19 protein-coding genes are annotated in these 25101 nt (G+C 60.4%); all 19 read left to right on the top strand.

The window, feature by feature from the left end; translation table 11 throughout:
• The first annotated feature begins 19 nt into the window (after nucleotides 1-19).
• The 19 genes from LPJ38_RS33245 (at nucleotide 20) to LPJ38_RS33155 (ending at nucleotide 25088) form a co-directional block, all read left to right on the top strand.
• On the top strand, nucleotides 20-1081 hold the full coding sequence (locus tag LPJ38_RS33245; protein WP_145638751.1) for a Gfo/Idh/MocA family protein: 1062 nt from the start codon (nucleotides 20-22) through the stop codon (nucleotides 1079-1081).
• Nucleotides 1082-1131: 50 nt separating this feature from the next.
• On the top strand, nucleotides 1132-2607 hold the full coding sequence (locus tag LPJ38_RS33240) for an oligosaccharide flippase family protein (protein ID WP_145638749.1): 1476 nt from the start codon (nucleotides 1132-1134) through the stop codon (nucleotides 2605-2607).
• Nucleotides 2608-2633: 26 nt separating this feature from the next.
• On the top strand, nucleotides 2634-3146 hold the full coding sequence (locus LPJ38_RS33235; protein WP_145638746.1) for an acyltransferase: 513 nt from the start codon (nucleotides 2634-2636) through the stop codon (nucleotides 3144-3146).
• A 100-nt stretch (nucleotides 3147-3246) separates the two neighbouring features.
• Nucleotides 3247-4416 carry a DegT/DnrJ/EryC1/StrS family aminotransferase gene (locus LPJ38_RS33230; RefSeq protein ID WP_145639033.1) on the top strand — a complete coding sequence of 390 codons (1170 nt, stop codon included), beginning with the start codon at nucleotides 3247-3249 and terminating at the stop codon, nucleotides 4414-4416.
• A complete protein-coding gene (locus LPJ38_RS33225; RefSeq protein WP_145638744.1) occupies nucleotides 4413-5414 on the top strand; it encodes an NAD-dependent epimerase/dehydratase family protein in 1002 nt (333 codons plus the stop codon). The genes LPJ38_RS33230 and LPJ38_RS33225 overlap by 4 nt, the downstream gene beginning before the upstream one ends.
• On the top strand, nucleotides 5411-6553 hold the full coding sequence (locus LPJ38_RS33220; RefSeq protein ID WP_145638742.1) for a DegT/DnrJ/EryC1/StrS family aminotransferase: 1143 nt from the start codon (nucleotides 5411-5413) through the stop codon (nucleotides 6551-6553). Before LPJ38_RS33225 ends, LPJ38_RS33220 begins: the two co-directional genes overlap by 4 nt.
• Before the next feature lie 196 nt (nucleotides 6554-6749).
• Nucleotides 6750-7787, top strand: coding sequence for a glycosyltransferase (locus tag LPJ38_RS33215; protein ID WP_145638740.1), 1038 nt, complete (start codon nucleotides 6750-6752; stop codon nucleotides 7785-7787).
• 3 nt (nucleotides 7788-7790) lie between these two features.
• Nucleotides 7791-9005, top strand: coding sequence for a glycosyltransferase family 4 protein (locus LPJ38_RS33210; RefSeq protein ID WP_145638739.1), 1215 nt, complete (start codon nucleotides 7791-7793; stop codon nucleotides 9003-9005).
• A gap of 221 nt (nucleotides 9006-9226) precedes the next feature.
• Entirely contained in the window at nucleotides 9227-10084 is an 858-nt protein-coding gene (locus LPJ38_RS33205; RefSeq protein WP_145638737.1) for a glycosyltransferase family 2 protein, read from the top strand.
• Between the two features lie 187 nt (nucleotides 10085-10271).
• On the top strand, nucleotides 10272-11129 hold the full coding sequence (locus tag LPJ38_RS33200) for a 2OG-Fe(II) oxygenase (RefSeq protein ID WP_145638735.1): 858 nt from the start codon (nucleotides 10272-10274) through the stop codon (nucleotides 11127-11129).
• 90 nt (nucleotides 11130-11219) lie between these two features.
• Entirely contained in the window at nucleotides 11220-12572 is a 1353-nt protein-coding gene (locus LPJ38_RS33195; protein WP_145638734.1) for a hypothetical protein, read from the top strand.
• 247 nt (nucleotides 12573-12819) lie between these two features.
• On the top strand, nucleotides 12820-13674 hold the full coding sequence (locus tag LPJ38_RS33190) for a hypothetical protein (RefSeq protein WP_145638731.1): 855 nt from the start codon (nucleotides 12820-12822) through the stop codon (nucleotides 13672-13674).
• An 88-nt stretch (nucleotides 13675-13762) separates the two neighbouring features.
• Nucleotides 13763-14953: a GNAT family N-acetyltransferase gene (locus LPJ38_RS33185; protein WP_158644777.1), complete on the top strand. Its 1191-nt coding sequence runs from the start codon at nucleotides 13763-13765 to the stop codon at nucleotides 14951-14953.
• A 134-nt stretch (nucleotides 14954-15087) separates the two neighbouring features.
• Complete coding sequence (locus LPJ38_RS33180) at nucleotides 15088-16218, top strand: glycosyltransferase family 4 protein (protein WP_231088685.1); 1131 nt, start codon at nucleotides 15088-15090, stop codon at nucleotides 16216-16218.
• Nucleotides 16208-17245, top strand: coding sequence for a glycosyltransferase family 2 protein (locus tag LPJ38_RS33175; RefSeq protein ID WP_145638726.1), 1038 nt, complete (start codon nucleotides 16208-16210; stop codon nucleotides 17243-17245). The genes LPJ38_RS33180 and LPJ38_RS33175 overlap by 11 nt, the downstream gene beginning before the upstream one ends.
• Before the next feature lie 685 nt (nucleotides 17246-17930).
• Entirely contained in the window at nucleotides 17931-20693 is a 2763-nt protein-coding gene (locus tag LPJ38_RS33170) for an Ig-like domain-containing protein (protein WP_231088474.1), read from the top strand.
• Nucleotides 20694-20786: 93 nt separating this feature from the next.
• Complete coding sequence (locus LPJ38_RS33165; RefSeq protein WP_231088473.1) at nucleotides 20787-22721, top strand: type I secretion system permease/ATPase; 1935 nt, start codon at nucleotides 20787-20789, stop codon at nucleotides 22719-22721.
• On the top strand, nucleotides 22718-24031 hold the full coding sequence (locus LPJ38_RS33160; RefSeq protein WP_145638724.1) for an HlyD family type I secretion periplasmic adaptor subunit: 1314 nt from the start codon (nucleotides 22718-22720) through the stop codon (nucleotides 24029-24031). The genes LPJ38_RS33165 and LPJ38_RS33160 overlap by 4 nt, the downstream gene beginning before the upstream one ends.
• 445 nt (nucleotides 24032-24476) lie before the next feature.
• The gene (locus LPJ38_RS33155) at nucleotides 24477-25088 is read left to right on the top strand and encodes a transglutaminase-like cysteine peptidase (RefSeq protein WP_145638722.1); all 612 of its coding nucleotides are present in this window, start codon (nucleotides 24477-24479) and stop codon (nucleotides 25086-25088) included.
• Nucleotides 25089-25101 lie beyond the last annotated feature (13 nt).

Raw genomic sequence — 25101 nt, 5'->3', positions numbered from 1 at the left:
CAAATGGTTCGAGGTTAGCATGCGAGACAGTCAGCTGGGGATCGGGGTCGTGGGATATGGCTATTGGGGTCCCAACCTCGTCCGTAATTTCTCAGTCAACCCCGCCGCCCGCGTCGTCGGCGTAAGCGACCTGGATCCAGGCAGGCTCGGTGCGATTAGACAGCTTTACCCTGCAGTAGAGACGACACCACGCTATGACGATCTGCTGAACGATAGCTCCATCGATGCAATCGCAATCGCGACGCCGGTGCGAACGCATTATGAGCTGGCGATTGCGGCTCTGAGGGCCGGCAAGCACGTATTGGTCGAGAAACCCCTCGCACCGAGCGCGGAACAGGCGATGCGCCTGATCGATGAGGCCGACCGGCGTGGATTGACACTGATGGTCGATCACACCTTTCTCTACACCCCAGCGGTTCAAAAGATTCGTGAGTTGCTCCTGAAGAGAGAACTCGGGGATATCTACTATTATGACAGCACGCGATCGAGCCTCGGCCTATTTCAGAAAGACGTGAACGTGATCTGGGATTTGGCGGTGCATGACATCTCGATCATCCACCATATCCTGGATGAGGAGCCGGTCGCCGTTTCGGCTACGGGGTCGTGCCACGTTGCGGGTTCGCCGGAGAACATGGCGCATATCACGTTGTTCTTTGCCAACGCATGTGTGGCCCACGTGAGCGTCAACTGGCTCTCGCCCGTCAAGGTGCGCCAGACCTTCATCGGCGGCAGCAAGAAGATGATCGTCTACGACGACCTCGAGCCGACCGAAAAGATCAAGGTCTACGACAAGGGCATCACGCTCGATGCCAGCACCGAGGACGCACACCAGTTCCGAATTGGATATCGTGCCGGCGACATGTGGGCTCCGCATATCTCGCCCCATGAGGCGCTGCAGACGGAAGTCGGGCATTTTCTGGACTGCGTGCGCAGCGGTAGCCGGCCGATCTCCGACGGCACCTCCGCATTGCGGGTCATCGAAGTGCTGGAGGCGGCGTCGCGCTCGATCGCGGAGCACGGCAAACCGGTCCTCCTCAAGCAACCGCAGCTGGTTCGGGAGCGCGCCCGCGCGACGGCCTAGATCTTGATGCCAGCGGGCATTGCCATGAGCCGACAAGCGACGGTTTCGCGATGAATTCGGTCCAACGTTCCATTCTGCTTTCCGCGGCCGACCGCTACGGCAACCTCGTCGTGTTCTTCGTGGCCACCGCGGTCCTTTCTCGCTTGTTGTCGCCGGCGGAATTCGGAGTCTATGCAGTCGTCAACGCCATCGCGTTGGTCATTGCGGCCTCGTTCCAAGAGTTCGGAGGCGGCAATTATCTGATTCAAAAGCGTGACTTGTCGGCCGAAGATGTCCGCTCGGCCTTCACCATGACGTTCATCATTTCGGGTGCGGTTTGCGTTCTTCTGTTCGTCTTCGCCGACAAGCTGTCGCTGTTGTTCGCGCAGGATAGTCTTAAGGAAGCGATCGAGGTCTCAGCCCTGAATTTCCTGCTCCTGCCGATCTCCGGCACGTATTCTGCCTTGCTGCGAAGGGACATGAAGTTCGGCACGTTGGCCGTATGCAACTTTGCGTCTGGCCTTGTGACCGCGCTGGTCTCGATTGGACTCGCGGTAGCAGGCTTGAGCTATATGGCGCCGGTCTGGGGCGGTCTGGCTGGAAACGTGGCCCTGACTCTGGCGTTACTGGTCGGCCACCGGGACCCCGGCGCGTTGCGTCCTTCGCTGCTCGCCTACCGCGACATCGTCAGCTTTGGCCTCTATTCGAGTGGAGTCAGCGTCATCAACATCTTCTACAATCTGGCGCCCCAGCTATTCTTGGCCAGGATCCTCGACTTCGCGTCCGTCGGTTTGTACAGCCGCGCGATCAACTTGACGCAGGTTTTCGACAGGCTCGTCACGCAGGTCCTGAACCCCGTTATCATGCCGGCGATTGTCGCAAAGCGTCAGGCCAGGGAAGACTTGAAGGCGGTCTACCTCGAGGCGATCCAACTGCTGTCCGTCGCCCAATGGCCCTTCCTGATATTCGTGGCCTTTATGGCCCGGCCGATCATTGCGATCTGGCTCGGTCCGACCTGGCTGGAGATCGTGCCGTTGGTGCGCCTGCTGTGCTTCGCGAACATGGCACTTTTTGCGGCGTGCTTGAGTTATCCGGTGCTCGTCGCCGTTGGAAGCGTTCGGGACGCCTTGATCTCCTCTTGCATCTCGCTACCGCCGTCGCTTCTCGTCCTTCTGGGCGCATCCTTCTTCGGTGTGCAGGCGGTCGCCGGAGCGGCACTTGTGACGCTGCCTTTTCAGGCTGCAGTCGCGATTTACTTCATCGGACGGCACTTGCGCTTTGGATTAAAGGATCTGGTGCAGGCGCTGAAAAGGAGCGCAATCGTCACTGCGGCAACTGCATTCGGCGTCGCCGGCTGTACGACGTTGATGGAAGCTGGGGTGCTGAGCCCCCTGGCCGGGCTCGTTTTGGCAACCTGTGCTGCAGCGCTTTGCTGGTGGCTGGGGCTGCTATTGACCGGCCATCCCTTGCTGCATCAGCTTCATCAGGTGGTGGCGGATCTTGCCCGCATTGTGCCAAGGCTACGACTGTCGCGTTCGGCCCTTTGAGGTCTTGGGAACTTTTGGAGACGAAGATGCCGATCACAAGTGATGTACAACTCGGCCGCGATGTCAGGATCTTTCATCCGGAACTGGTCAATCTCTACGGTTGCACGGTCGGTGATGAGACGAGAATCGGTACCTTCGTCGAAATCCAAGCGGGCGCCACGATCGGCGCGCGCTGCAAGATTTCCTCGCATAGCTTCGTCTGCGAAGGCGTCACGATCGAGGACGAGGTGTTCGTCGGTCATGGGGTCATGTTCACGAACGACAAGCACCCAAGGGCGACCACGGCGGATGGCCGGCCGCAAGGCGCCTCTGATTGGACCTTGCAGCGCACCCGGGTCTGCAGAGGCGTATCCATCGGCTCGAATGCGACCGTTCTGTGTGGTGTGACGATCGGCGCCGGCGCGTCCATCGGAGCCGGCGCGGTGGTGACCAAGGACGTGCCGCCGGGCGCGATTGTGGCTGGAGTGCCTGCGCGACCTCTGTTCGCGGACGTAGCACCGGCTCTGCGGCGTGAGCGCGTCGTCGGGGAATCGCCGTAAACCATTAAAGCGCGATTATCGCATATTGACTGTTGATTTAATCTGATAATAAGATTTAAACTAATTTAAATGCAGCGCGGCTACCTGAAAGTTTTTGACCTTGATTCCTTTCCTGGATTTGAAAGCGCAATACGCCAAGATCAAGCCTGAGATCGACGCAGCGGTGGAGCGGGTGATCGGAAGTGCGAACTTCGTGCTCGGCCCCGAGGTGACGGCGTTCGAGGAACGTTTCGCCGAGTATTGCCGTACCTCTCACTGCCGTGCGGTGAACAGCGGCACGTCGGCACTTCACCTTGCGCTACTCGCGGCCGGAATAGGCGCCGGCGATGAAGTCATCACGGTTTCGATGACGTTCGTCGCGACAACGGCGGCCATTCTTTACAGCGGTGCCAAACCGGTGTTCGTCGATGTCGATCCCGATACGTGGACGATGAATCCTGCTTTGATCGAGGCGGCGATAACGCCACGGACGAAGGCGATCATGCCGGTTCACCTGCATGGATTGATGGCCGACATGGATCCGATCATGTCCATTGCCCGTCGTCATGGCCTGGTCGTCATCGAGGATGCGGCACAGGCGCATGGTGCGGAGTACAAGGGCCGCCGCGCCGGCTCAATCGGCGATCTGGGGTGCTTCAGCTTCTATCCCGGCAAGAATCTCGGCGCGTTCGGCGAGGGTGGGGCAGTCGTCACCGATCAGCCTGACCTTGTGCGTCGTGTGTCATTGCTGCGGGACTGGGGTCAGGAGGCGAAGTACAAGCACGTTGTTGCCGGATACAATTACCGCATGGACGGCATCCAGGGCGCGGTGCTGAACGTCAAGATGAATCACATCGAGTCCTGGACGGACGCGCGCCGTTCTCTCGCCGAGCGATACGATACGCTCCTGTCAGATATTCAATTGGCTTGCCCCCAGCCGCCCTGGTACAGCCGCCACGTCTATCACGTATATGCCGTCAGGTTGTCACGGCGTGACGATGCGCTCAGATCGCTGCGCGATGCCGGCATCGACGTTGGGATTCACTATCCGGTTCCAGTTCATCTGCAAAAGGCATATGCGGAGCTCGGCTATCAGCCTGGCGATCTCCCCGTCACGGAGATGCTGGCGAACCAGCTTCTCTCGCTTCCCATCTATCCTGAGCTATTGCCGGAGCAAGTTGCCGAGGTCGTCTCCACTCTCAAGAGAGTCGCGCCGCTGGAATTCGCTCGGGATCTTCACGGCGAGCGGGATCAAATTCCTGCAGGGCCCATCAACAGGAGGGCGTCTTGATCGATCTCAAGGGCAAACGCATTTTGGTTACGGGCGGAGCGGGGTTCATCGGCTCCCATATCGTCGACCTTCTGTGCGACGAAGGCTGCATCGAGATTGTCGCTCTCGACAACATGGTGCGAGGCAGGCCGGCGAATCTGCGGCGAGCGCTGGGGCGCGGGCCGGTACGGCTCGTGCACGGCGACATACGCGACAACAAGCTCATGGGAGCCTTGGTTAAGGCGGCCGATATCGTATTTCACCAAGCAGCGCTGCGGATCACGCACTGCGCCGCTGAGCCCCGCCTGGCCAAGGAAGTCATGGTGGATGCCACGTTCGACCTGCTCGAGCTCTGCGTCAAGCACGACGTCGAGAAGGTGATCGCGGCGTCTTCCGCCTCCGTGTACGGTATGGCGGAGGAGTTCCCGACGACCGAGCGACAGAATCCCTACGACAACCGAACTCTCTATGGCGCCGCAAAGGCGTTTAACGAAGGCCTGTTTCGCACTTTCAACGACATGTACGGCCTCGACTACGTGGCGTTCCGTTACTTCAACGTCTATGGCAGCCGCATGGACATTCACGGGCGCTACACCGAGGTGCTGATCCGGTGGATGGAGCGGCTCGAAGCCGGGCTGCCACCGGTCATCTTTGGCGATGGCCAACAAACCATGGATTTCGTGCATGTGCGCGATGTGGCCCGTGCAAACATATTGGCAGCCCGGGCCAAGGTGACCGACGAGGTGTTCAACGTAGGCAGCGGGACCGAAACGAGCCTGGTGCAGCTTGCCCAAGCCCTCGCTTCCGTCATGGGGCAGCCCAGAATGATGCCCGAATTCGCGCCGGAACGCTCGGTCAATCCGGTGCCGCGCCGATTGGCGTCGGTTGGAAAAGCGGAGCGTCTGCTGGGTTTCCGCACCACCATCTCGCTCGAGCAGGGGCTTTCAGATCTCGTGAAATGGTGGCTGGCCGAACGCGAGCTCAGAGTTGTCGATCAGGGACAGGCAGCGGCATCATGATTCCGATTGCAATGCCAGTCCTTGCCGAGCAAGAGGCCGATGCGGCGCGAGCGGCCGTCCTGTCCGGATGGGTGTCACAAGGTCCGCAAGTGGCAGCTTTCGAGCGTGAATTTGCCGCTTTCGTCGGCGCGCCTTTTGCGTGTGCCGTGTCCAACTGCACGACAGCCCTGCAACTCGCGCTGGCGGCGCTGGACGTCGGACCCGGCGACGAGGTCATCACAGCAAGCCATTCCTTCATCGCAACGGCCAATTCAATCCGAAATCAGGGCGCAGTCCCCATCTTTGTGGATGTCGATCCGGAGACCTACAACATAGATCCCCGGCGGCTGGCGGATGCGATTACTCCGCGTACGCGTGCGATTATCGCGGTTCACCAAATGGGCATGCCGTGCGATTTGGGAGCCCTGACGGCTTTGGCGGACCGTCATGGCATCACCCTGATCGAGGACGCTGCCTGTGCTGCCGGCAGCGAGATCCAGATCAAGGAGAATTGGGAGCGGATCGGCAAGCCGCACGGACACATCGCCTGCTTTTCCTTTCATCCCCGCAAGGTGATCACGACCGGCGAGGGCGGCATGCTGACCACTGCGGATGCCGACCTCGACCGCAAGTTCAGGCTCCTGCGCCAGCACGGGATGAGCGTTCCCGACACGGTGCGGCATGGCTCCTCGCAGGTGATCTTCGAAGAATATCTTGTTTCAGGTTACAATTTCCGGATGACCGACATGCAGGCCGCGATCGGGCGCAAACAGCTGGAACGGCTGCCGGACCTGGTGGCACGCCGCCGTGCTGTTGCGGCCAGATACGCCGAGCTGCTTGGCAACTTCGAAGGTTTGAGGCTGCCAACAGAGCCAAAATGGGCCAAGTCCAACTGGCAGAGCTATTGCGTGCGCCTCCCCAATCGTCTCGATCAGCGCTCGGTCATGCAAAATCTGCTCGACCAGGGGATCGCGACGCGCCGCGGCATCATGTGCTCGCATCGCGAACCGCCTTACGTGAAGGCGGCGCAGCGCCACGACCTTCGCCACTCAGAACTCGCACAAGATCGGTCGATCCTGCTGCCGATCTACGCGCAGATGAGCGAGGCAGAGCAGCTTCACGTCGCAGAGTGCCTCAAAGCGGAACTGGCCAAGGGATAGCTATCGCGAGGCAGACCCGCGGCAGACTCTCGAGGAATGTACGCGAGTCCGCTTCCCCTCGAGCGCATGCCCCGATGACCAGGAAGAGCGGCCGAAGCTCTCATGACAGGGCCGGTTCGAACGTCGCCAAGAGGGCAAGCGTCGGCGGAGGTGCCTCTCATCTTGCGAGGTCGTCACGACAGGAGAAATCAAAGCGATGGCCAAGTTTGACGTCCTTGTCCCCTGCTACAATTACGGGCGCTTCCTGACGGATTGCGTACGAAGTGTGCTTGATCAATCCATTGCCGACGTTCGAATCCTCATCATCGATGACGCATCCTCGGATTCGTCTGTCGAAATTGCGCGCGGCCTCGCGGACAGCGACTCACGCGTCAGCGTCGTGGCTCACGCGAGCAACAAGGGACATATCGCGACGTACAACGAGGGAATCGAATGGGCGGACAGCGACTACTTTCTGCTGCTGTCCGCGGACGATCTGCTCGTGCCGGGAGCGTTCGAACGCGCGGCGAAAATCATGGATTCGCGGCCGGAAGTAGGATTGACCTATGGCGAATGTCTGGTGTGGCGTCGGGACACGCCTCGGCCCTTCGTCAACTCGGTCCAGGACTTCCGATGGACCAAGCAAGATGTGGTGGCGGACATGTGCCGGACCGGCTCCGACTTCGTGGCCACGGCGACGGCGATCGCGCGAACAAGCGTCCAGAAGGCGGTAGGTGGCTATAGACCGTCGCTTCCTCACAGCGGCGATCTGGAGATGTGGCTCCGGTTTGGCGTGCATGCAGAAGTTGCCAAGATCGAGGGGGTGCAGGGGATTTACCGAAAGCACGATTCCGCTATGTCGAACCCCTATCTCGCGGAGATGATGACGGAGTATGGACAGAGGAAAGCGGCGTTCGACAGCTTCTTCGAGACCTGTCGCGATCGACGCCGGGACATGCCGTTGTTGCAGCGGCAGGTGGCGCACTCGCTCGCCGATCAGGCCTTCGACACCGGGATCAGCTATATCCGACAGGGGCGCCTGGACAGCGGCTTTACGCTTCTGCGCTGGGCCATGAGCCTCGATTCGCGAATGCGCTACCTTCCCCCGGTCTGGCGGCTTCTGCGGATGCCCGGGCCGGAGGGGCGCCAAAGGCTCCTGTCCTTGATGGGCAAGCCGAAGGCGCGACGGCAAGAGGTGTTGCAGAGCTCAGCCGCCATCCCCGGTTTAGGCGCGGACAGGGACCGCCAGAGCTAGGTCATGACGAACAAGGTGCTCTTCCTCAGCCACGAGGCCTCGCGGACGGGGGCGCCAATCATGCTGCTCAACATCCAGCGCTGGCTTCGGCGCCACGATTCCATTTCCTTCCGTACAGTGACTGCCAGCCCGGGCGACCTCAGCAGGGAATTCGCAACGCTCGGCAAAGTCGACTCCGTCGAACCCGGCGATCTGCTTTATCGTGCGATGAGGCGCTTCGATATGCATCATTTCGCGCAGTCAAATCATCTGGCCCGCCTGCAAAAGGATCTCTCCAAGGACCGCTTCGGTCTCGTCTATGTCAATTCGATAGCGTCCGGGCGGTTGCTCGAACGATTGCCCATCGGGGATTGCGAGGTCCTCTGTCACGTCCACGAGCTTGCGGGAGCCATCCGAAGCGTCGGATTGACCAACCTCGCGGCGCTCGAGCGGCGCCGCCCTCGATATATTGCGGTGTCCGACGCCGTGCGGGATTGCCTGATCGAAGATTTCGACATCGCACCGCACCGGATCGAGGTCGTCGAGCCTTTCATTCCTGAACTCGAAGAGGATTCCCCCAACGCGGAGGAAGCGCGCCTCGGGCTTGCGCACGAATTGGACATTCCGCCTGACGTGAGCATCGTGTGCGGTTGCGGCTCGATCGAGACGCGCAAGGGCACGGACCTGTTCATAGAGGTCGCTCGCCAGGTCGCCGGCGGCGTCAGTGGGCGAAATGTCCAATTCGTGTGGGTGGGCGGCGCCCCGGACAAGGTCAAGACCATGCAGCGCAGGCTCAAGAGCGAGGCGCCGGCCGCGCAGGTGCGCTTCGTTGGGAGAAAGGCCGACGTCGATAGATATTTTGCCGCATCCGACGTTTTTCTTCTGACGTCGCGCGAGGAGGCGTTTGGCCTTGTGGTTCTGGAAGCAGCGAGGCGCAACACGCCCACGATCTGCTTCGACGCAAGCGATGCAGCGCGGAGGTTTGTCGAGCCGGACGCCGGTTTCAGCGTGGCCAAATTCGATGTTGCGGAGATGAGCAGGAAGGTCATCGAGTTCCTCTCGTCCCCTTCGCTGCGGGAGCAAATGGGACGCGCGGCGAAACGTAAATTTGAGACGCACCATACCCCCGGGCAGGGGGGACGAGCGATAGCATCACTCATCCAGGATGCGATGAGACGGAAAAGTGGCGCGGCTCCGGGCGAAAATCTCATTGGCTTTCGCGAAATGAGAACGGAGTAGCAGCAGCGCCATGCCCCTGCCGGCATTCTCCATCCCGCTGCCGTCCGGGCGCAGTTCGCCGCCGCCGGGCTGTCAGAGCGCGATGCGCGCCCCCATCAGCGAAATGGCCAGGATCGAGCGCCGAACAAACGACCCTACTTTATTCGTCGAAGGCTTGATTGCGATTCGTCCCAAGTTGATATAAATGGCTTATTTAATTTTTATTATATGGTGATCTCGCTATGTTCCCGGGCGCTAGTTTCCACGTATATACCTGTGCGCGATCGACGGACGTCGAAATCCTCGATCGTGATCTTCGGCGCTCGCCGGCGATTGCCAGGGGCGACGTAAAGCTCACGGTCCTGTGGAATCAGCCTAGCGCTTCCGGCGCCTATGCCCGGGCGATCGCAAGTGCGAAGGAGGATATCCTCATCTTTGCCCATTGCGACGTTTTCTTCCCTGAATACTGGTTTGAGCGGCTGAATTCGGAAATCGGGCGGCTCACGCAGCAAGACAGCCGGTGGGCCGTGGCTGGAATGAGCAGCGTCACGGCAGCAGGGGACGTGGTCGGTCGCACGTGGGATGCCTCGCTTGCCCCGCTATTTCCTGAAACTGGAGGGATTCATGGGGGAGAGCTGAAGGTACCGGTACGAGTGGTCAGCGTCGACGAACTGGCGATCATCGTCCGCCGGGACTCGGGCGTGTCCTTCGATCCCTTGCTGCCGGAGTTTCACCTCTACGGGGCAGACATCGTGCTCGAAGCCGAGAGGCTGGGCAGGTCTTGTTACGGTCTGGACCTGCCGTTGATCCACAACGCCAAGGCACAGCTTTCGTTGGGGCGCGACTACGTTCGAGCCTATCGCTACATGGTGCGGAAATGGCGGGATCGCCTCCCCGTCCAGACCACGTGCGGGACGATCACCCGCAATCCGTTCGTCCTGCCGATGCGTCGCCTGCGCATGCGCCATAAGGCGATGTTCCGGAGGTCAACGTATTCGACGCAGCGGGCGTCGGATCCCAGCGCAATCTCTAAGGAGTTGGGGATGGACCGGATGCTGGCTGCTTCACTGTCGGAGAACGGTTGTCTGACGCCGGCGTGATTCAATCCGCGTCTCGTGGCGAGCTCGGTGTCTCTCCTCGGCATTAACGTTCGTGATTAGAATTTATTTAATTGGCTTGTCGTATATAATATTATAATGTAAAGTGATTTAATAGTGCGGCCGTCCACTCGATAGGACGGCCTTCGAGCGACGTCATTTACCCCGCTGAACGGGGAAAGAGGTAGAAATGGTTGCCACAGCTGTGCTGCCGCTGTCTGCGGAGTCCCAATGTCTCGATAGCAAGTCCTTCCTTCCGTTGGATAAAATGCGCCGCCAGGCCGACGCATGGGCCGAGCAGTACCGGGACAACCAACCCTTTCCTCACATCGGAATCGATACCTTTTTTGATGACGAGGTCATTAGAAGGGTCGCGGCGGAGTTTCCCGGAGAATTTGAGAGCTCGTGGAATCGGACCTTTCTCGATGCCGGCGCGTATGAGGAGCAGAAGCTCGGACTCGACCGCTTTGAGGACTTTCCTCCCTACATTCAGCAGTTCGTCAGTTCGCTGAATTCGCGGCTCTTTCTGGACTTCCTGGAGCGCCTCACAGGCATCGAGGGCCTCATTCCCGATCCTTACCTCGTTGGCGGCGGGTTGCACATGATTCCGCGCGGTGGTCGCCTCGCCATTCACGCAGACTTCAACAAGCACAAGAAGCTGAGGCTGGACCGCCGGCTCAATCTGCTGGTCTATCTGAACCATGATTGGAAGCAGGAGTGGGGCGGCGCCCTCGAATTGTGGGACAAGGACGTCAAGGCAAAGCAAAAGGCCTATTTTCCGATTGCGAACCGGATCGTTGTATTCTCGACGACCGATACCGCATATCACGGGCATCCCGATCCGCTGACGAGTCCAAAAGGCAAGTATCGCAGGTCGATCGCGCTCTACTACTACACCAATGGTCGACCGGAAGACGAGATGTCCGAAGACCATACGACGATCTTCAAAATGCGGCCGGGCGAGGTCAGGAAGCGAACGACCCTCGAGGTCATCAAGCCCTTCATCCCCCCGATCGTCTGGCAGATTCCGAGAATGTTCAGGCGCTGATGATCTTCCATTCGGCGGCTTTGGCATGGTGAAGAGCGTCCTGTTGCAGGGCCGGGGAGCTAATCGCTCCAACAGGTGGGGAGACATTCGTTGAGGATCCGCCTCGCCAGCGCTGCGGTAGCCACGGGCCAGATCGAGCGTGAGCCTTCGCTGCTTCCGAGTGCCAGTGGGGTTCCGCAACGCTCACATCCGATCGCGACCTGGCTTTTCTTTGCCGGGGTCGTGTTGCCCGCCGATATGAGCTTTTTGCTCGGGAGCGCGAAGTTCAATCCCGAACGGTTGGTCATCGCTTTGCTGTTGATTCCGGCTCTCTTCTTGTTGCTGCAGAAGGGACGGCGGTTCGTTGCCTGCGATCTGTTCGTCTTGCTGGCGGCGGTTTGGATGCTGGGAGTATCAGCGCAGGAGAACCGTCCCTCCGAATTGTCCTCGGCGGGTGCGGTGACGCTCGAACTGCTGGGCGGCTATATTGTCGGACGCGCGTTCTTTTTCGGACGCCTGGCGGTCGCGGAGTTCATCAAGGGCTTGAAGATCGCAGTGACGATAATCGTCGCTGTCGCAATGGTCGACCACATGTCGGGCAAGCTCGTCGTCAACAGCTTTCTCGGGCTGAACAGCGAGCCGGAGTTCAGAAATGGCCTGATGAGAGCGGCGTCGGTCTTTCCGCACGCGATCTCCTATGGGACGTTCTGCACGGCTGCCGGAGCGATCTTTCTGTACTCGGAGAGCCGGCTGTCTCGGATCGGCTGGGTTGGGGTTGCTTTCCTGGGATGCTTCCTGGCGATGTCTTCAGCGCCAATGTTGATGTTCATGGTCGTCTTGTCGGTCTTTAGTTATGACCGGCTCATGAAATCCAATCCATGGCGGTGGAAGGCGTTCGCAGCCGTCATCGGAGCCGTGCTCGCCTTCATCTACCTCACCACCAACAATCCGACCTCCTGGATCGTCGCGCACCTCACGCTCGATCCCTCGACGGGCTATTTTCGCAAGGCCACATGGGATCGAGCCTTCTACAATATCGGTTTCGCTCCCTGGGCAGGCTTTGGTTTCGGCGATATTGGCGCAGGCCTGGAATTTTTCGACAATGCTTCGGTGGACGCCGTTTGGCTGGTCATCGCGCTCCGGTTTGGTATTCCGATCGTAGTCTTCATGCTGCTGGCCAACGTGACCTCCTTCTACGTCGGGTTCGGGCGAAAGAGCGTCGGCCCGACGCTGGATGAGTACATGGACAGGATGCGTTCGGGCTTCACGCTCGCGGTCATGACATTGGTGCTGGTTGGACTCACCGTGCACTACTGGAACACGATGTGGATGGTTTGGGGTGCGTATATCGGAATACGGGCTTCACTCTATGAACATTTTTGGGGGACGAGACACCTCAGCGAACTTTCCCCTGCATGGTATGGTCCTCCGGTCTATGCTCCGGCGACCGGGCGTCGATGGTAGGTGTGTCATGCAGTCGCCTTTGACAGCAACCGTTGGAGGCTTGCTTGCCTGCGCATTTGCTGCCGCAGCGGCACTGCATACAGATCTCTCTCTCGCAACAGCGGCCGAGGACACACATGCGTCGCGGGCATACGACCAGAACAGCGATGGGGCCCCCAGTGCGCCTCGTTGCGACGTTCAGTATCCCTCGCTGCTTAGCCGATATCGCACTCGTCCTCCTTGGCGTGTTGCAGGGGTCGACTATTGCGTGGGTCATCCGGCGGGGATCGAGTTCAAGGATCCTGCCGCAATTTCGATGACCGGGGTGACGGTCGATCGCAGAAAGCGGCTCGTCACCGTAACCGGAAACGGCATCACGCTGGATGGCTATGATTTCTCCGTCGATGGTGGCTGGGGCGTCGTGGTCGAGGGAGATGATGCGACGATTCAAAACTGCAATTTCCTCGTTGGCGGCAATCGCAACCAACCCGTCCTTGCGGCGGTGTCGTCATCGAACGTGAGGGTCGCGTACTGCACGATTGACGGCCACAACGAGCCCAACGTCGGCGGCCTCATCGAAAGCCGTGGCTCAGGTACGCTGACCGTCCAGTATTGCTGGCTGAAGAACGCCGGCGGCGACATGGTTCAAATGCACAATGGCGGTCGGGCAGCAGGCCTCGTTCTCCAATACAATCTCATTCAGAATGCTGGCATGGCGCCCGGCGCGCACGGCGACTACACGGAGTTCATCGACGGGCCGTTCACGGTGACCGTCGAGTACAACACGACCGCCCAGAGCGGAGGGACGAGCCAGGGGTTCATGGTGGAGCCTGACATTGGCTCCAACGCCGGCAGGATCATCTCGGGCGAAATCGGCAACAACACGTTGACTGGTGCAGTGAACGCGTTCACAGGCGTCACTGTCGCCGATATCGTGAACGCATTTACGGTCCGCGATAACTATTTCGATCCTTCGAGGACCTCGTCGGGACTGGCATTTGGCGGTCCCATTCGCGGCGGACCCAACGACAACAGCGCCAAGTCGATCTATGTGCGCAACGTGAACATGCTCACGGGCGCCATTGTGCAGGATGTCAAGACAAATGGGATATCTCGTCGTTGATCGCCTGAGGTCGTGTGTCGGCTTGGCTCCATCAGTGTCGTGTGGGGGCAGGAATGAGAGCCGAAGCAGTGTTGATCGGGTCAACGCTATGAATGAAATCACGGCGCGCCACCACGTCAGGGTCGTCAGAACACGCTCCGAGATTGAGTCGCTTCGGGAGTTCTGGAACTCGTGCAATCCCCCTCGAGATGCAGATATCGACTTCTTCCAGTTCATCTTGGAGATATATCCGCAGGTTCAGCGGCCGCACATCGTGGTCCTCTACGGCGAAGGGCTTCCCACCGCGCTTCTCGTCGGTCGATTGGAGGCGAGCCCCGTGCCGGTCAAGCTGGGGTATTTTGCCCTTCCGGTTCCTGAGTTAAGAGTCCTGCAGATTGTGCACGGCGGTTGGCTGGGAGAGATCTCCGAGCAGAACGCAAGGATGCTAACCGAGAGCATCATGCAATCGCTGGCGGCCGGGGAGGCCGATGCGGCCTCATTTCATTCTCCGGACGTCAATTCTCCGCTCGTCAAATATGCCCGAGGTCTTCCGACCTGGTGGTGCGCCGACCACTTGATCAATCCACAAGCTCATCGGCTGTGCGAACTTCCGGAGAAGGCTGGCTCGTTCCTGGCTGGCCTTCCGAAGAAGGGGCGATACAACCAGCGCAAACGCGCCGAAAGTATTGCTTGTGATTTTTCGGACAGCAGAATCGAGCGATTTGGTTCGCCCGCTGACGTGGATCAGCTGATGCGGGACGCGGAGACCGTCGCAGCCAAATCCTATCAACGCGGACTAGGTGTAGGGTTCTCCGAAAGTCCCGTCATCCGATCGCGTCTCCGTTTCGAAGCAAGCAAGGGCTGGCTGCGAGGATACATTCTTTACCTCAACGGCCAACCGGTCGCTCTCTGGATCGGCTCGCTACGCAATGGAGTCTTTCTCAGCGAGTACGTTTCCTACGATCCTGCCTATGCAAAGTACGGTCCCGGCCTCCATCTGATTCTGAGCGTATTGGAAGAACTACAGGCGTCCCCGAGCCGGCCGGTGCGATTGGTCGACTTCGGTATCGGCGATGCAACTTATAAGGAATTGCTGGCTAACCTGTCGAGACAGGAGTCGACGGTCTATATCTTCGCCCCGCGATTGAAGGCGGTTTGCATCAACCTCCTGCGCACCTCCATCGGCAGGCTGAATCGTCTGGCCAAGAGTTTGCTGCGGAGCTCGTGGCTAGCGGGAATCAAGCGGAAGTGGCGGACCGGGGTCAGCAGTCAACCGTCTTATCGGGCACCTCCGTCATGATCGTGAAGCCCATGGACAGCCCCAAGGCAGGACAAGATGTGCGTCCCGGAGTGCTTGCGGAAGAACCTGCATGTGCTCATCGGAGGCAGGATCGAGCTTTTGAGCGCGCAGTCGCAAAGAGCATCTCATTGGGTGTGCTGATGCCGCTGCCACTCAATGGAATGGGAGTTGGCTATACGTGCAGCTCCCTCGCAAAGGGGATGGCGAGTGAGAACTTCGATGTGACGATCGTGACGCCGCGGGCGCAGTTGGCGCTGCCACCGGTACAACTCGTCGAAGTACTGCCGGATTGGGCGAGATATGTCCCATATCGGCTCGTGCGACGTTGGGTCGGCCGTACAATCGAGCGCGTATTCCTCTCTTGCATCGATCAATTTGAATCCGGGAGGCCGGCAGCCTATCTCTGGCCGGATGCAAGCTTGGAGACTATCCAGCACTTGAAGCGGCGCGGTGTTGCGGTGTTTCGGGAACAGTTCAATTGCCACACCGGGACGGCAAAGAGAATTCTCGATCATGCGTACGAGCGGCTTGGAGTAGCGCCTGCGCACGGGATCACGTCTGCGAAGGTCGATCGTGAGACGCAGGTCCTCGAGGCGGTGGATCACGTGTTTTGTCCGAGCCCACTGGTCGAGGCCTCGCTGCTGGAGAACGGCGTGCCTCGATCCAAGTTCTTGAACGCGAGCTACGGCTGGGAGCCGGCACGGCTTGTCGGAAAACCGCCTTTGCTCGAACCGAGCGCTGGCGTCACGGTGGTTTTTGTCGGCGCCATATGCGTGCGGAAAGGAGCCCATTTGCTTCTGGACTATTGGGCACAGAGCGGGGTGAAGGGAAGGCTCGTGCTCGCGGGAGAGATGGAGCCGACCATCAGGGAGAAGTGCGCCAGCCTTCTTGCCAGGGATGACGTGATCGTATTCGACTATCTCAAGGACGTTGGCGCGCTTTATCGATCGGCGGACCTCTTCATGTTTCCTTCGCTGGAGGAGGGAAGTCCTTTGGTCATGTACGAAGCGTGCGGCGCTGGACTTCCGGTCGTCACGACGGAGATGGGGGCGGGGCGCTTCGTGCGGGACGGTCATGAGGGGTTCGTGCTCGATCCCTACGATGCGGCGCGTTGGGTCGAGGCCATTCGTTTGCTGGCAGGCGACCTCAAGCTTCGACGAACGATGTCGGAGGCTGCTGCCGGTCGCGCCGAGCGTTTTATCTGGGCCGACGTCGCCAGTCAGCGTCGTCAGCAGATCAAGGAATGCCTTGGCCATGGCCTCTGACCGCGCAAAGCTCGCAGTGCTGATCGTCGGGTATCGCAATCCCGACGACATTCTGCGGTGTCTAAGATCGCTCGCAGCTTCCGATTGGCAGGAGTTTGAAATCTTCGTCTGCGAAAATGGAGGGAAAGAAGCCTTCGAAACGTTGGCGGCCGCGCTCCTCGGTCAGGAGCGGATGCTGCCATGTATCCCGGACGAAGATGATGTCGCGGATGCGCCCGCCGGGCGGTTCAGTTCTGTCGTTAAACTCCGATTCCAGAATCGAGCCGTTATTGTCCGACTTGGACTCGCGACAGACAACTTCGGTTATGGCGGAGGGATAAACGCCTGGCTCGAACGCCTGTTGGGTACGCGCGGCTGGGAAGCAGTGCTCGTTCTCAATCCGGATACCGAAGTGCACGAGAACTGCCTGACGGAATTCATGGCCAAGGCAGACCAGGGTTTCGGCATGATTGGTGGTACCCTCGTTTTCGACGATGCGCCCGACAAGATCATCAACTACGGACTTCAATGGTCGCCCGTCACCGGCCGGGTTCTCGCCGTCGGCCGGAACTTGGCAGCCGGCACGTCTCCGGCGCCTGAGGTGCTCTCACGGATCGATACGATCAGCGGCGCCTGCGTGCTGGTTACGCGTGCGTTTATCGAGGACGTCGGATTGATGGCCGAGGACTATTTTCTCTACATGGAGGATGTGGACTGGGGTCGTCGCCGCGGTAAGCACAGAATAGGCTTCGCGGAACGGGCGATCGTACGCCACGTTGGCGGCACCGCCATCGGTTCTGCGATTGATCCGAGAAAGCAATCATTCCTTTCCGTCTATCTGTCGGCGCGTAACAGCATCCTCTTCGCGCGCCGGTGGGCCAAACGCCGGTGGCTTCTTCACTTTGGCTGGGGTTTGCTGCACGCCGTCCGGTACGTCGTTATTGGCGCCCCTTTGGCAGCGAAAGTCACCCTCGTCGGCCTGATGGACGGCGCCCAGGGTAAGTCCGGGAAACCCGACGCTTCCGTGCGATTGCCTCAGCCCGGCTAGGCGCTACGCATGTTCAGCTTCAATCGCAGAGGCGGCGCGTGCTCATCTTGCGCGAGCGGCCAGGTTGGCGAGCGCGCCAATGGGAGGCGCGGCTTGGGGTGATGCAATTCGGGTGTCCCGCGCAAGACGCCCGTGTTTGAGTCCGGGCGACCTGGGTCGTGGCGACCCGCCCGCTCAATCGATCACGACGAACTCGTTCGCGAGGAAAGGCCATGATCGCCCGGATATTGTGGCGTGGGCTTGGCGTAATGCCTTCGATCGGGAGCACCGATTTACCTTCCCGCATCGAGTTTTGTTATATGCTTATTTAAAATCATTATTTCGGAATAGAGCGCTATTTTGATTGCGCAATCAATTGTGCTCCCTTGGCGTCAATTCATCGCTGGTCAATCGGCTACCGGTCTTCTCTGTGCCTGGTTTTGGTGCGATGTTGTCTGTGGATCTGCGATTCGTGCCGGTGCGTTTGTGCAAGGTGCGTGTTTAATTATTTAATACACGTGAGTGTGGCGGTCTGAGCCAAGACATGACCCCAGCACAGCCTCGATCTAGTCCAAAAAAAGTCCGCGGTGCTCAGCCAAGAGTCGCCGCGGCCGAGATAATCGGCTTCTAAGAATAGCGTGTCGCTCGGGGGACCTCGCGGTTGAGCGCGCGCTATCGTTCCTAATAAATCAGGAGAACAGGGTAGATGGCAATTAACGACGGCTCCGCAAATGCTCCAGTTGGAACGCCGCAGCTTCCGAACTTGCTCGATTCCTACGGTGCGAACCGGCCCGGATGGAATGTCGCGGGCGTGGATTACCACGTGGGGACGCCCTCGGGATTAGCGCTGAAAAATCCGGCGACGATCTCGATGGCCGGGGTATCGGTGAATACGGCGAACCACACCGTCACGGTGACGGGCAGCAACGTCACGCTCGACGGCTATGATTTCTCGCTCAACGGTGGCTGGGGCGTTGTCGTCCAGGGCGCCGGTACGAAGATTCTGAATTCCAACTTCCAGGTCGGGTCCAATGGCCTCAAACCGATCCTGGCGACGGATTCGTCGTCGAATTTGACGGTCATGTACTCGACGCTTGACGGCAACAACAACGGCAACGTCAGCGGCCTCATCGAGAACCGCGGTTCGGGCACGCTGACCGTGGAGTATTCTTGGCTCAAGAATGCCGGCGGCGACATGATTCAGATGCACAATGGCGGCAAGTCGGCCGGCCTCGTCGTCGAGTACAATCTGATACAGAACGCCGGAATGGCATCCGGTGCGCACGGCGACTACACCGAGTTCATGGACGGGCCGTTCACCGCCACCATCATGTACAACACCACCACCCAGAACGGCGGAGCGAGCCAGGGCTTCATGGTGGAGCCCGACATCGGCAGCAGCCCGGGCACGATTGTTTCCGGCGAAATCGGCAACAACGTATTCACCGGCAGCGTCAACGCCTTCACTGGCGTCACGGTGGCGGATATCCAGAATACGTTCACCGTCCACGACAACTACTTCGATCCGTCCAGTTCGTCTTCGGGACTGGCGTTCGGCGGTGTCCGGGGCGGTCCCAACGACTCCACCTCGAAGTCGATCTATATCCACAACGTCAACATGAAGACTGGTGCCGTCCTTCAGGACGCAAATGCACCGACGTCGCCGACGTCACCCACGTCGCCGACACCGCCGACCGGTTCGACTGCACCCACGATCGCCTCCATCTCGAACGATAGCGGCACCGCTGGCGATCGCATCACGAACGACAGCACCCTCGAGCTGAAGGGCAAGGCCGCTGCCGGCAGCACCGTCAAGGTCTACGACGGTACGACCCAGCTCGGTTCGGCGACTGCGGATTCGAGCGGGAATTGGGACTACATCACCAAGGTCCTGACTGACGCCAAGCATACGCTCACCGCAACGGCGACCAACTCGTCGGGGCAGACCAGCGCGGCGTCGTCTGCGGTGGTAGTCACCGTCGATACCAAGGCGCCGACCGCCCCGACCATCGTCAGCAACAAGGTGAACACCGCCAATCAGGTGGTGATGTCGGGCAATGCCGAAGCAAGCAGCGTCGTCAAGGTGTTCGACGGCACGACCCAGATCGGCACCGCGACCGCGAACAGCAGCGGTGTGTGGGCCTATACGTCCGCAGCTCTTGCTGTCGGTGCGCACAGCCTCACGGCGAAGGCCACGGACGTGGCAGGCAACACCAGCGCGGCGTCCGCCGTTGTCACGGCGAGCGTCACCTCGACGTCGCCCACCGCACCGACGACACCCACCACCCCGACAACCCCCACCACGCCGACGTCGCCCACTGCCGGCACGGTGATCGAGTCGGCCGGTGCGACACGGCTCGTTGAGAGCGGCGACAAATTCTACCTCAACACCAGCACCGGGACAGGCCCCACGCTGAAGAAGGGCGGAGTGGCGTTTGTCGACGGGTCGGATGGCACCTGGGCGCCCATTGCCGCGGAAAAGACGGCAACGGGTTACGTGGTCGGCTGGAAGGAGGCGAGCAGCGGCCTGTACACCGCATGGAACACCGACAGCAACGGCAACTATCTCTCCCACGTCAGCAGCCTGACCGGCTCCACGTCGGGCGGCGCCGTGTCGGGTGCCAACTCTGGCCTCAAATCGCTCGAGACGACCTTCCACCAGGATCTGAACGGTGACGGACAGATCGGTACTTCCACCACGTCCACACCTACGTCTCCTACGTCTCCGACCTCACCGACGTCGCCTGCCGCTGGCACGGTGATTGAGTCGGCCGGTGCGACGCGTCTCGTTGAGAGTGGCGACAAGTACTACCTCAACGGCAGCACCGGGACGGGCCCCACGCTGAAGCATGGCGGTGCGGATTTCATCGAGGGATCAGATCACACCTGGGCTCCCATTGCCGCGGAAAAGACGGCGACGGGCTATCAGGTCGTCTGGAAGGAGGCGAGCACCGGTCAGTATACGGCGTGGAACACCGACAACAACGGTAACTACGTTTCCCACCTGAGCAGCTTGACCGGCTCCACGAAGGGGGGCTCCGTGTCGGGGTCGAACTCCGGCCTTAAATCGCTAGAGACGAGCTTCCACCAGGATCTCAACGGCGATGGGCAGGTCGGTACGGCTACGTCGTCCACGAGCAGCACCCAACTCGCTGCGACTTCGAGCTCGACGAGCAGCAACGTACAGACGAGCACGTCAGGCAATGACGCCTTCGTTGGCACCACCAAGGCCGACACGTTCTCGTTTGCCGCGAATTTCGGCAACGATGTCATCAAGGACTTCACGGCCAGCGGACCTGCTCACGACACGATCCAGTTCAGCAAGAGCGTGTTCGACAGCTTTGCGAGTGTTCTGTCCCACGCGACCCAATCGGGTCAGGACGTCGTCATCGCGACGGGGGGCGACACGCTCACGCTGAAGAACATGAAGGTCGGTTCGTTGACCAGCCAGGACTTCCACTTCGCGTAAAGTGTGGGCATCCACACCGAGTAGTACTCAACAACTGCCTTGGGGATCTCTTGGGGGATCTTCAGACAAAGGCATGGTTCAAGGGCGGCTACCATGATGGACTTTGGACGGCGGGGGGCATTCCCCCCGCCCGCTAATCTCATTCGAATTCCACTTCTTCACATATCAGAGCTCTGGGCGGCTGGACGGCAGCGGGCGGAAAGCGCCGAGCTGCGGACATCGCGGCTGGTCGATTGGGCAAGGCGCCCGATCGAAGCTCTGCGGCAACGAATATTCACCGGTCGCCCGCGGCCGGCGGATGACTATGACGATTCGCAATCGGAGCTGTCGGCCTTCCTGCGGTCCTGCCGCCGGATTTTCTGGGCCCTCGCGGCCTTCAGCGGGATGAGCAATCTCCTCATGCTCACCGGTTCGTTCTTCATGCTGCAAGTGTATGACCGGGTGCTGCCCGGACGCAGCATACCGACACTGATCGCCTTGATGGTCCTGGCGACGGTGCTTTACCTGTTTCAGGGTGGGCTCGACCTCATCAGGAGCAGGATAAGTGCCCGGGTCGGGCGGTATTTCGATGAAATGCTGGGCGCTCGCGTTTTCGACGCGCTTGTTCGCCTGCCTCTCAAGACCAGGGCGGATGGCGACGGCTTGCAGCCGGTGCGGGATCTTGATCAGGTCCGCAGCTTCCTGTCGAGCGGCGGGCCGACGGCGCTGTTCGATCTGCCCTGGATGCCGATCTATCTCGGCGTCTGCTTCCTCTTTCACTTCTGGATCGGCGTCACTGCGCTGGCCGGCGCCCTGGTGCTTGTCGGCATTACGATCCTCACGGAGACTCGAACCCGAGGGCCGGCGAAGGCGACCTCGCGTCTGGCCGTATCGCGAACTGCCCTCGTGCTCGAGGGGCGGCGGAATGCCGAAGTCTTGCAGGCCATGGGCATGCGCCAGCAGGCCGCGTTGCGCTGGCGGGATGCCAACGCGAAGTACCTCGCGGCGCAAGAGCGGGCCAGCGATGTCGCGAACGGACTCGGTGGCGCCTCGAAGATATTCCGGGCAATCCTGCAATCGCTGGTTCTGGCCGTCGGGGCCGTCCTCGTCATCAACCAGGAATCGACCGCCGGCATCATCATTGCCGGATCGATCCTCACCGCGCGGGCACTGGCGCCCGTCGAGATGGCCATTGCGAACTGGAAAGGCTTCGTCGCTGCGCGGCAGTCGGGACAGAGGCTCGATCACTTGCTGAAGCTTTTGCCCGAAGAGCAGGAGCGGTTGGCGCTACCTGCGCCCGTTGAAACCCTCACCGCCGAGCATCTCTATGTCGGCGCTCCGAACTGCGAGAGGCCCACCCTCAGCGAAGTGTCATTCCAGCTTCGGAGCGGGCAGGCGGTCGGAATCATTGGTCCAAGCGGGTCCGGCAAGTCGACGCTGGCACGTGCGCTGGTTGGGGTGTGGCCGTGCGTTCGAGGCCGGATCCGGCTCGACAACGCCGCCCTCGATCATTGGTCTTCGGACGCCCTCGGCAAGCACATCGGTTATCTGCCCCAGGATGTCGAATTGTTCGACGGCAGCATTGCCATGAACATTGCACGATTCGACCCGCAGGCAACCGCCGCCGCTGTTCTTGAAGCCTCACATTCCGCCGGTGCGCACGACCTCATCCTCTCCCTTCCGGACGGATACAGCACGAAGATCGGCGAGGGAGGACTGGCGCTGTCCGCCGGGCAGCGGCAGCGCATCGGGCTTGCGCGCGCGTTTTACGGCAAGCCCTTCCTGGTTGTGCTCGATGAACCCTCGTCCAATCTCGATGCCGAGGGCGAGGAGGCCTTGACCGCGGCGATCATGAACGTGCGCCGCCGGGGGGGAATTGTCGCCGTTGTCGCCCATCGCCCGAAGGCGCTGGAAGCGGTTGACCATGTCTTGTGTCTCGGAGACGGCAGGGTTCAGTCCTTCGGCAAGAAAGAGGAGGTTCTCAACAAAGTGTTGCGAAATCCGGTACCGCTCAAAGTTGTCGGGGAAGCTCAAGGAGGTGGCCGATGAGCGGTCAGGTAGCGCCGGCGCTGCAATCCATCCAGCGTTACATGATCGTCGGAATGATCATGCTGGCTCTGGTGACCTTCGGGGTCGGCGGCTGGGCGACAACGACCCAATTGTCGGGCGCGGTCATCGCCCAAGGCGTGGTTGTGGTGGATTCGAGCGTCAAGAAGGTCCAGCACGCGACGGGCGGGATCGTGGGCGAGTTGCGCGTGCGGCAAGGCGACCGGGTCAGGGCAGGCGACATTCTGATCCGGCTCGATGAGACCCAGACGCTCGCGAATGCGACGATCGTCACCAACAGCATCGATGAGCTGTTCGCGCGGCAGGCTCGTCTCGAGGCCGAGCGCGATGGCGCCGAGCAAGTCGTGTTTCCCAAGGTGCTGCTCGACCGCTCCAAGGAAAGCAACTCCGAGGCGAATCGTGCAATCACCGCGGAGCGCAAGCTGTTCGACTTGCGGCGTCAGGCGAGGAGCGGCCAGAAAGCCCAGTTGCAGGAGAAAAGCGCGCAGCTTGAAAACGAGATCAAGGGCTACATGGGGCAGACCGAGGCCAAGCAGAAAGAGGTCGAATTCATCCGCCAGGAGCTCGAGGGCGTACGTAGCCTCTGGCAGAAGAATCTGGTGCCGATCACGCGGCTCAATGCCCTCGAGCGCGACTCCGCGCGCATCGAAGGCGAGCGCAGCCAGCTCGCCGGAATGATTGCTCAGTCGAAGGGCAAGATCTCGGAAATCGGGCTCCAGATCATTCAGATCGACCAGGACCTGCGGACGGAAGTCGGCAAGGACCTGATCGACACGCGCTCGAAGCTCGCCGAACTGAGCGAGCGCAAGACTGCCGCCGTTGATCAGCTAAATCGGGTCGATATCAGGGCTCCGCAATCGGGTCGTGTCCACGAGCTGAACGTCCACACCGTTGGCGGCGTCATCTCGCCCGGCGAGCAGATCATGCTGATCGTACCTGATGCAGATTCGCTCGCGATCGAGGTCAAGATCGCACCGCGCGATATCGACCAAGTTTATGTGGGACAGACCGCAACGATGCGCTTCGCAGCGTTCAACCAGAAGACCACGCCCGAAATCGATGGGGAGGTCAGCATGGTCTCGGCGGATATTACGCAAGATCAGCGCGCCGGCACGAGCTACTATACGGGCCGCGTGCTGCTGAAGCCGGAGGAGCTGGCGAAGCTCGGCTCGGCCAAGCTGCTGCCCGGCATGCCGGTCGAGGTGTTCATCAAGACGGCAGGACGGACCGCATTGTCATACCTGCTCAAGCCGCTGCAGGATCAGGCGGGGCACGCGTTCAAGGAGCGGTGAGATCTTTCGCGCGAGCATTCGTCGCCGGCGCCCCACCCGAGGGCGCCGGTGACGAAAGCGCATCACGCCCTGCGACGGGAGCGTACGACCTAGTTTGAGTGCCCGCGTTCAAGAACTCAAATCATATTCGGCGGTAAATCTTGAGATCGCTGGATGCGCGGGCAACTCCCTCGCGGCGCTCTTGATCGGGCCCCTCCGTCCGGTGGCCCGACCGACCAAAAACTTTCCCCCTATTCACTCGTCCTGATGTTTGCATCTGCAGGGCTCTGCGGACATCCCGGGGGCGTCTGCGTGCGGCATTCGCGTCGATTTAATGTGCATTTATTGTTGTTATTTAAATTAAATAGAATTAATATCGAAGGGTGTGAGCGACCGGGCCGTTTCCGCGACCGGGAGGCTCGAAGCAGCGAATCCTGACCAAGTTGGCGTTCTCAGGGGGCGGCGGATGCAGCGAACCTCGGGGCCGGCCGTTGCGGCAGCCATTGCTGTTATGATCGGAGGCATTCAGTGGGCTCGTGCGGGATTGTTGACCGTGCCAAGAACGCCGCCGGCTCCTGCGCGCATTGAACTCGGACGCCCAACGCTTCCGCCTCTCACATATACGATGTTTTGCCTGCGGTATGACGCCGAATGTCGTCCGCAGCGCTCGTTCCGCGGCGGCCCGATCCGGTTGACCGAGACGCGATGGGCAGACCTGCAGGAGATCAATCGCATGGTCAATCAGGCGATAGAACCGGCTCGCAACGAGCTCGGTCTCGCCGGCGAAGAGTGGACCATCAACCCCGATCGTGGCGATTGCAACGATTACGCGGTGAGCAAGCGTCACGAGCTGCTCCGGCGCGGCTGGCCGGCGCGCGTCCTCCTATTGAGCGAAGTGGTCATGAGGTCCGGCGAGCATCATCTGGTGCTTCTGGTTCGGACTAGGAGCGGCGATTTCGTCCTCGACAATCTGACGCCACGGATCAAGCCGTGGTCGCGGACGCCCTATCGCTGGGTTCGCGTGCAAAGCGCAGGCAGTGACGGGCTGTGGGTCACCGTTGGACGCGAAGGGGTATGAGGCATGGGCGACG

This window comes from Bradyrhizobium daqingense, assembly GCF_021044685.1.
GTDB lineage: Bacteria > Pseudomonadota > Alphaproteobacteria > Rhizobiales > Xanthobacteraceae > Bradyrhizobium > Bradyrhizobium daqingense.
Note: the sequence above shows the minus strand (reverse complement) of the source record. Positions and strands in the feature narration are given on the sequence as shown.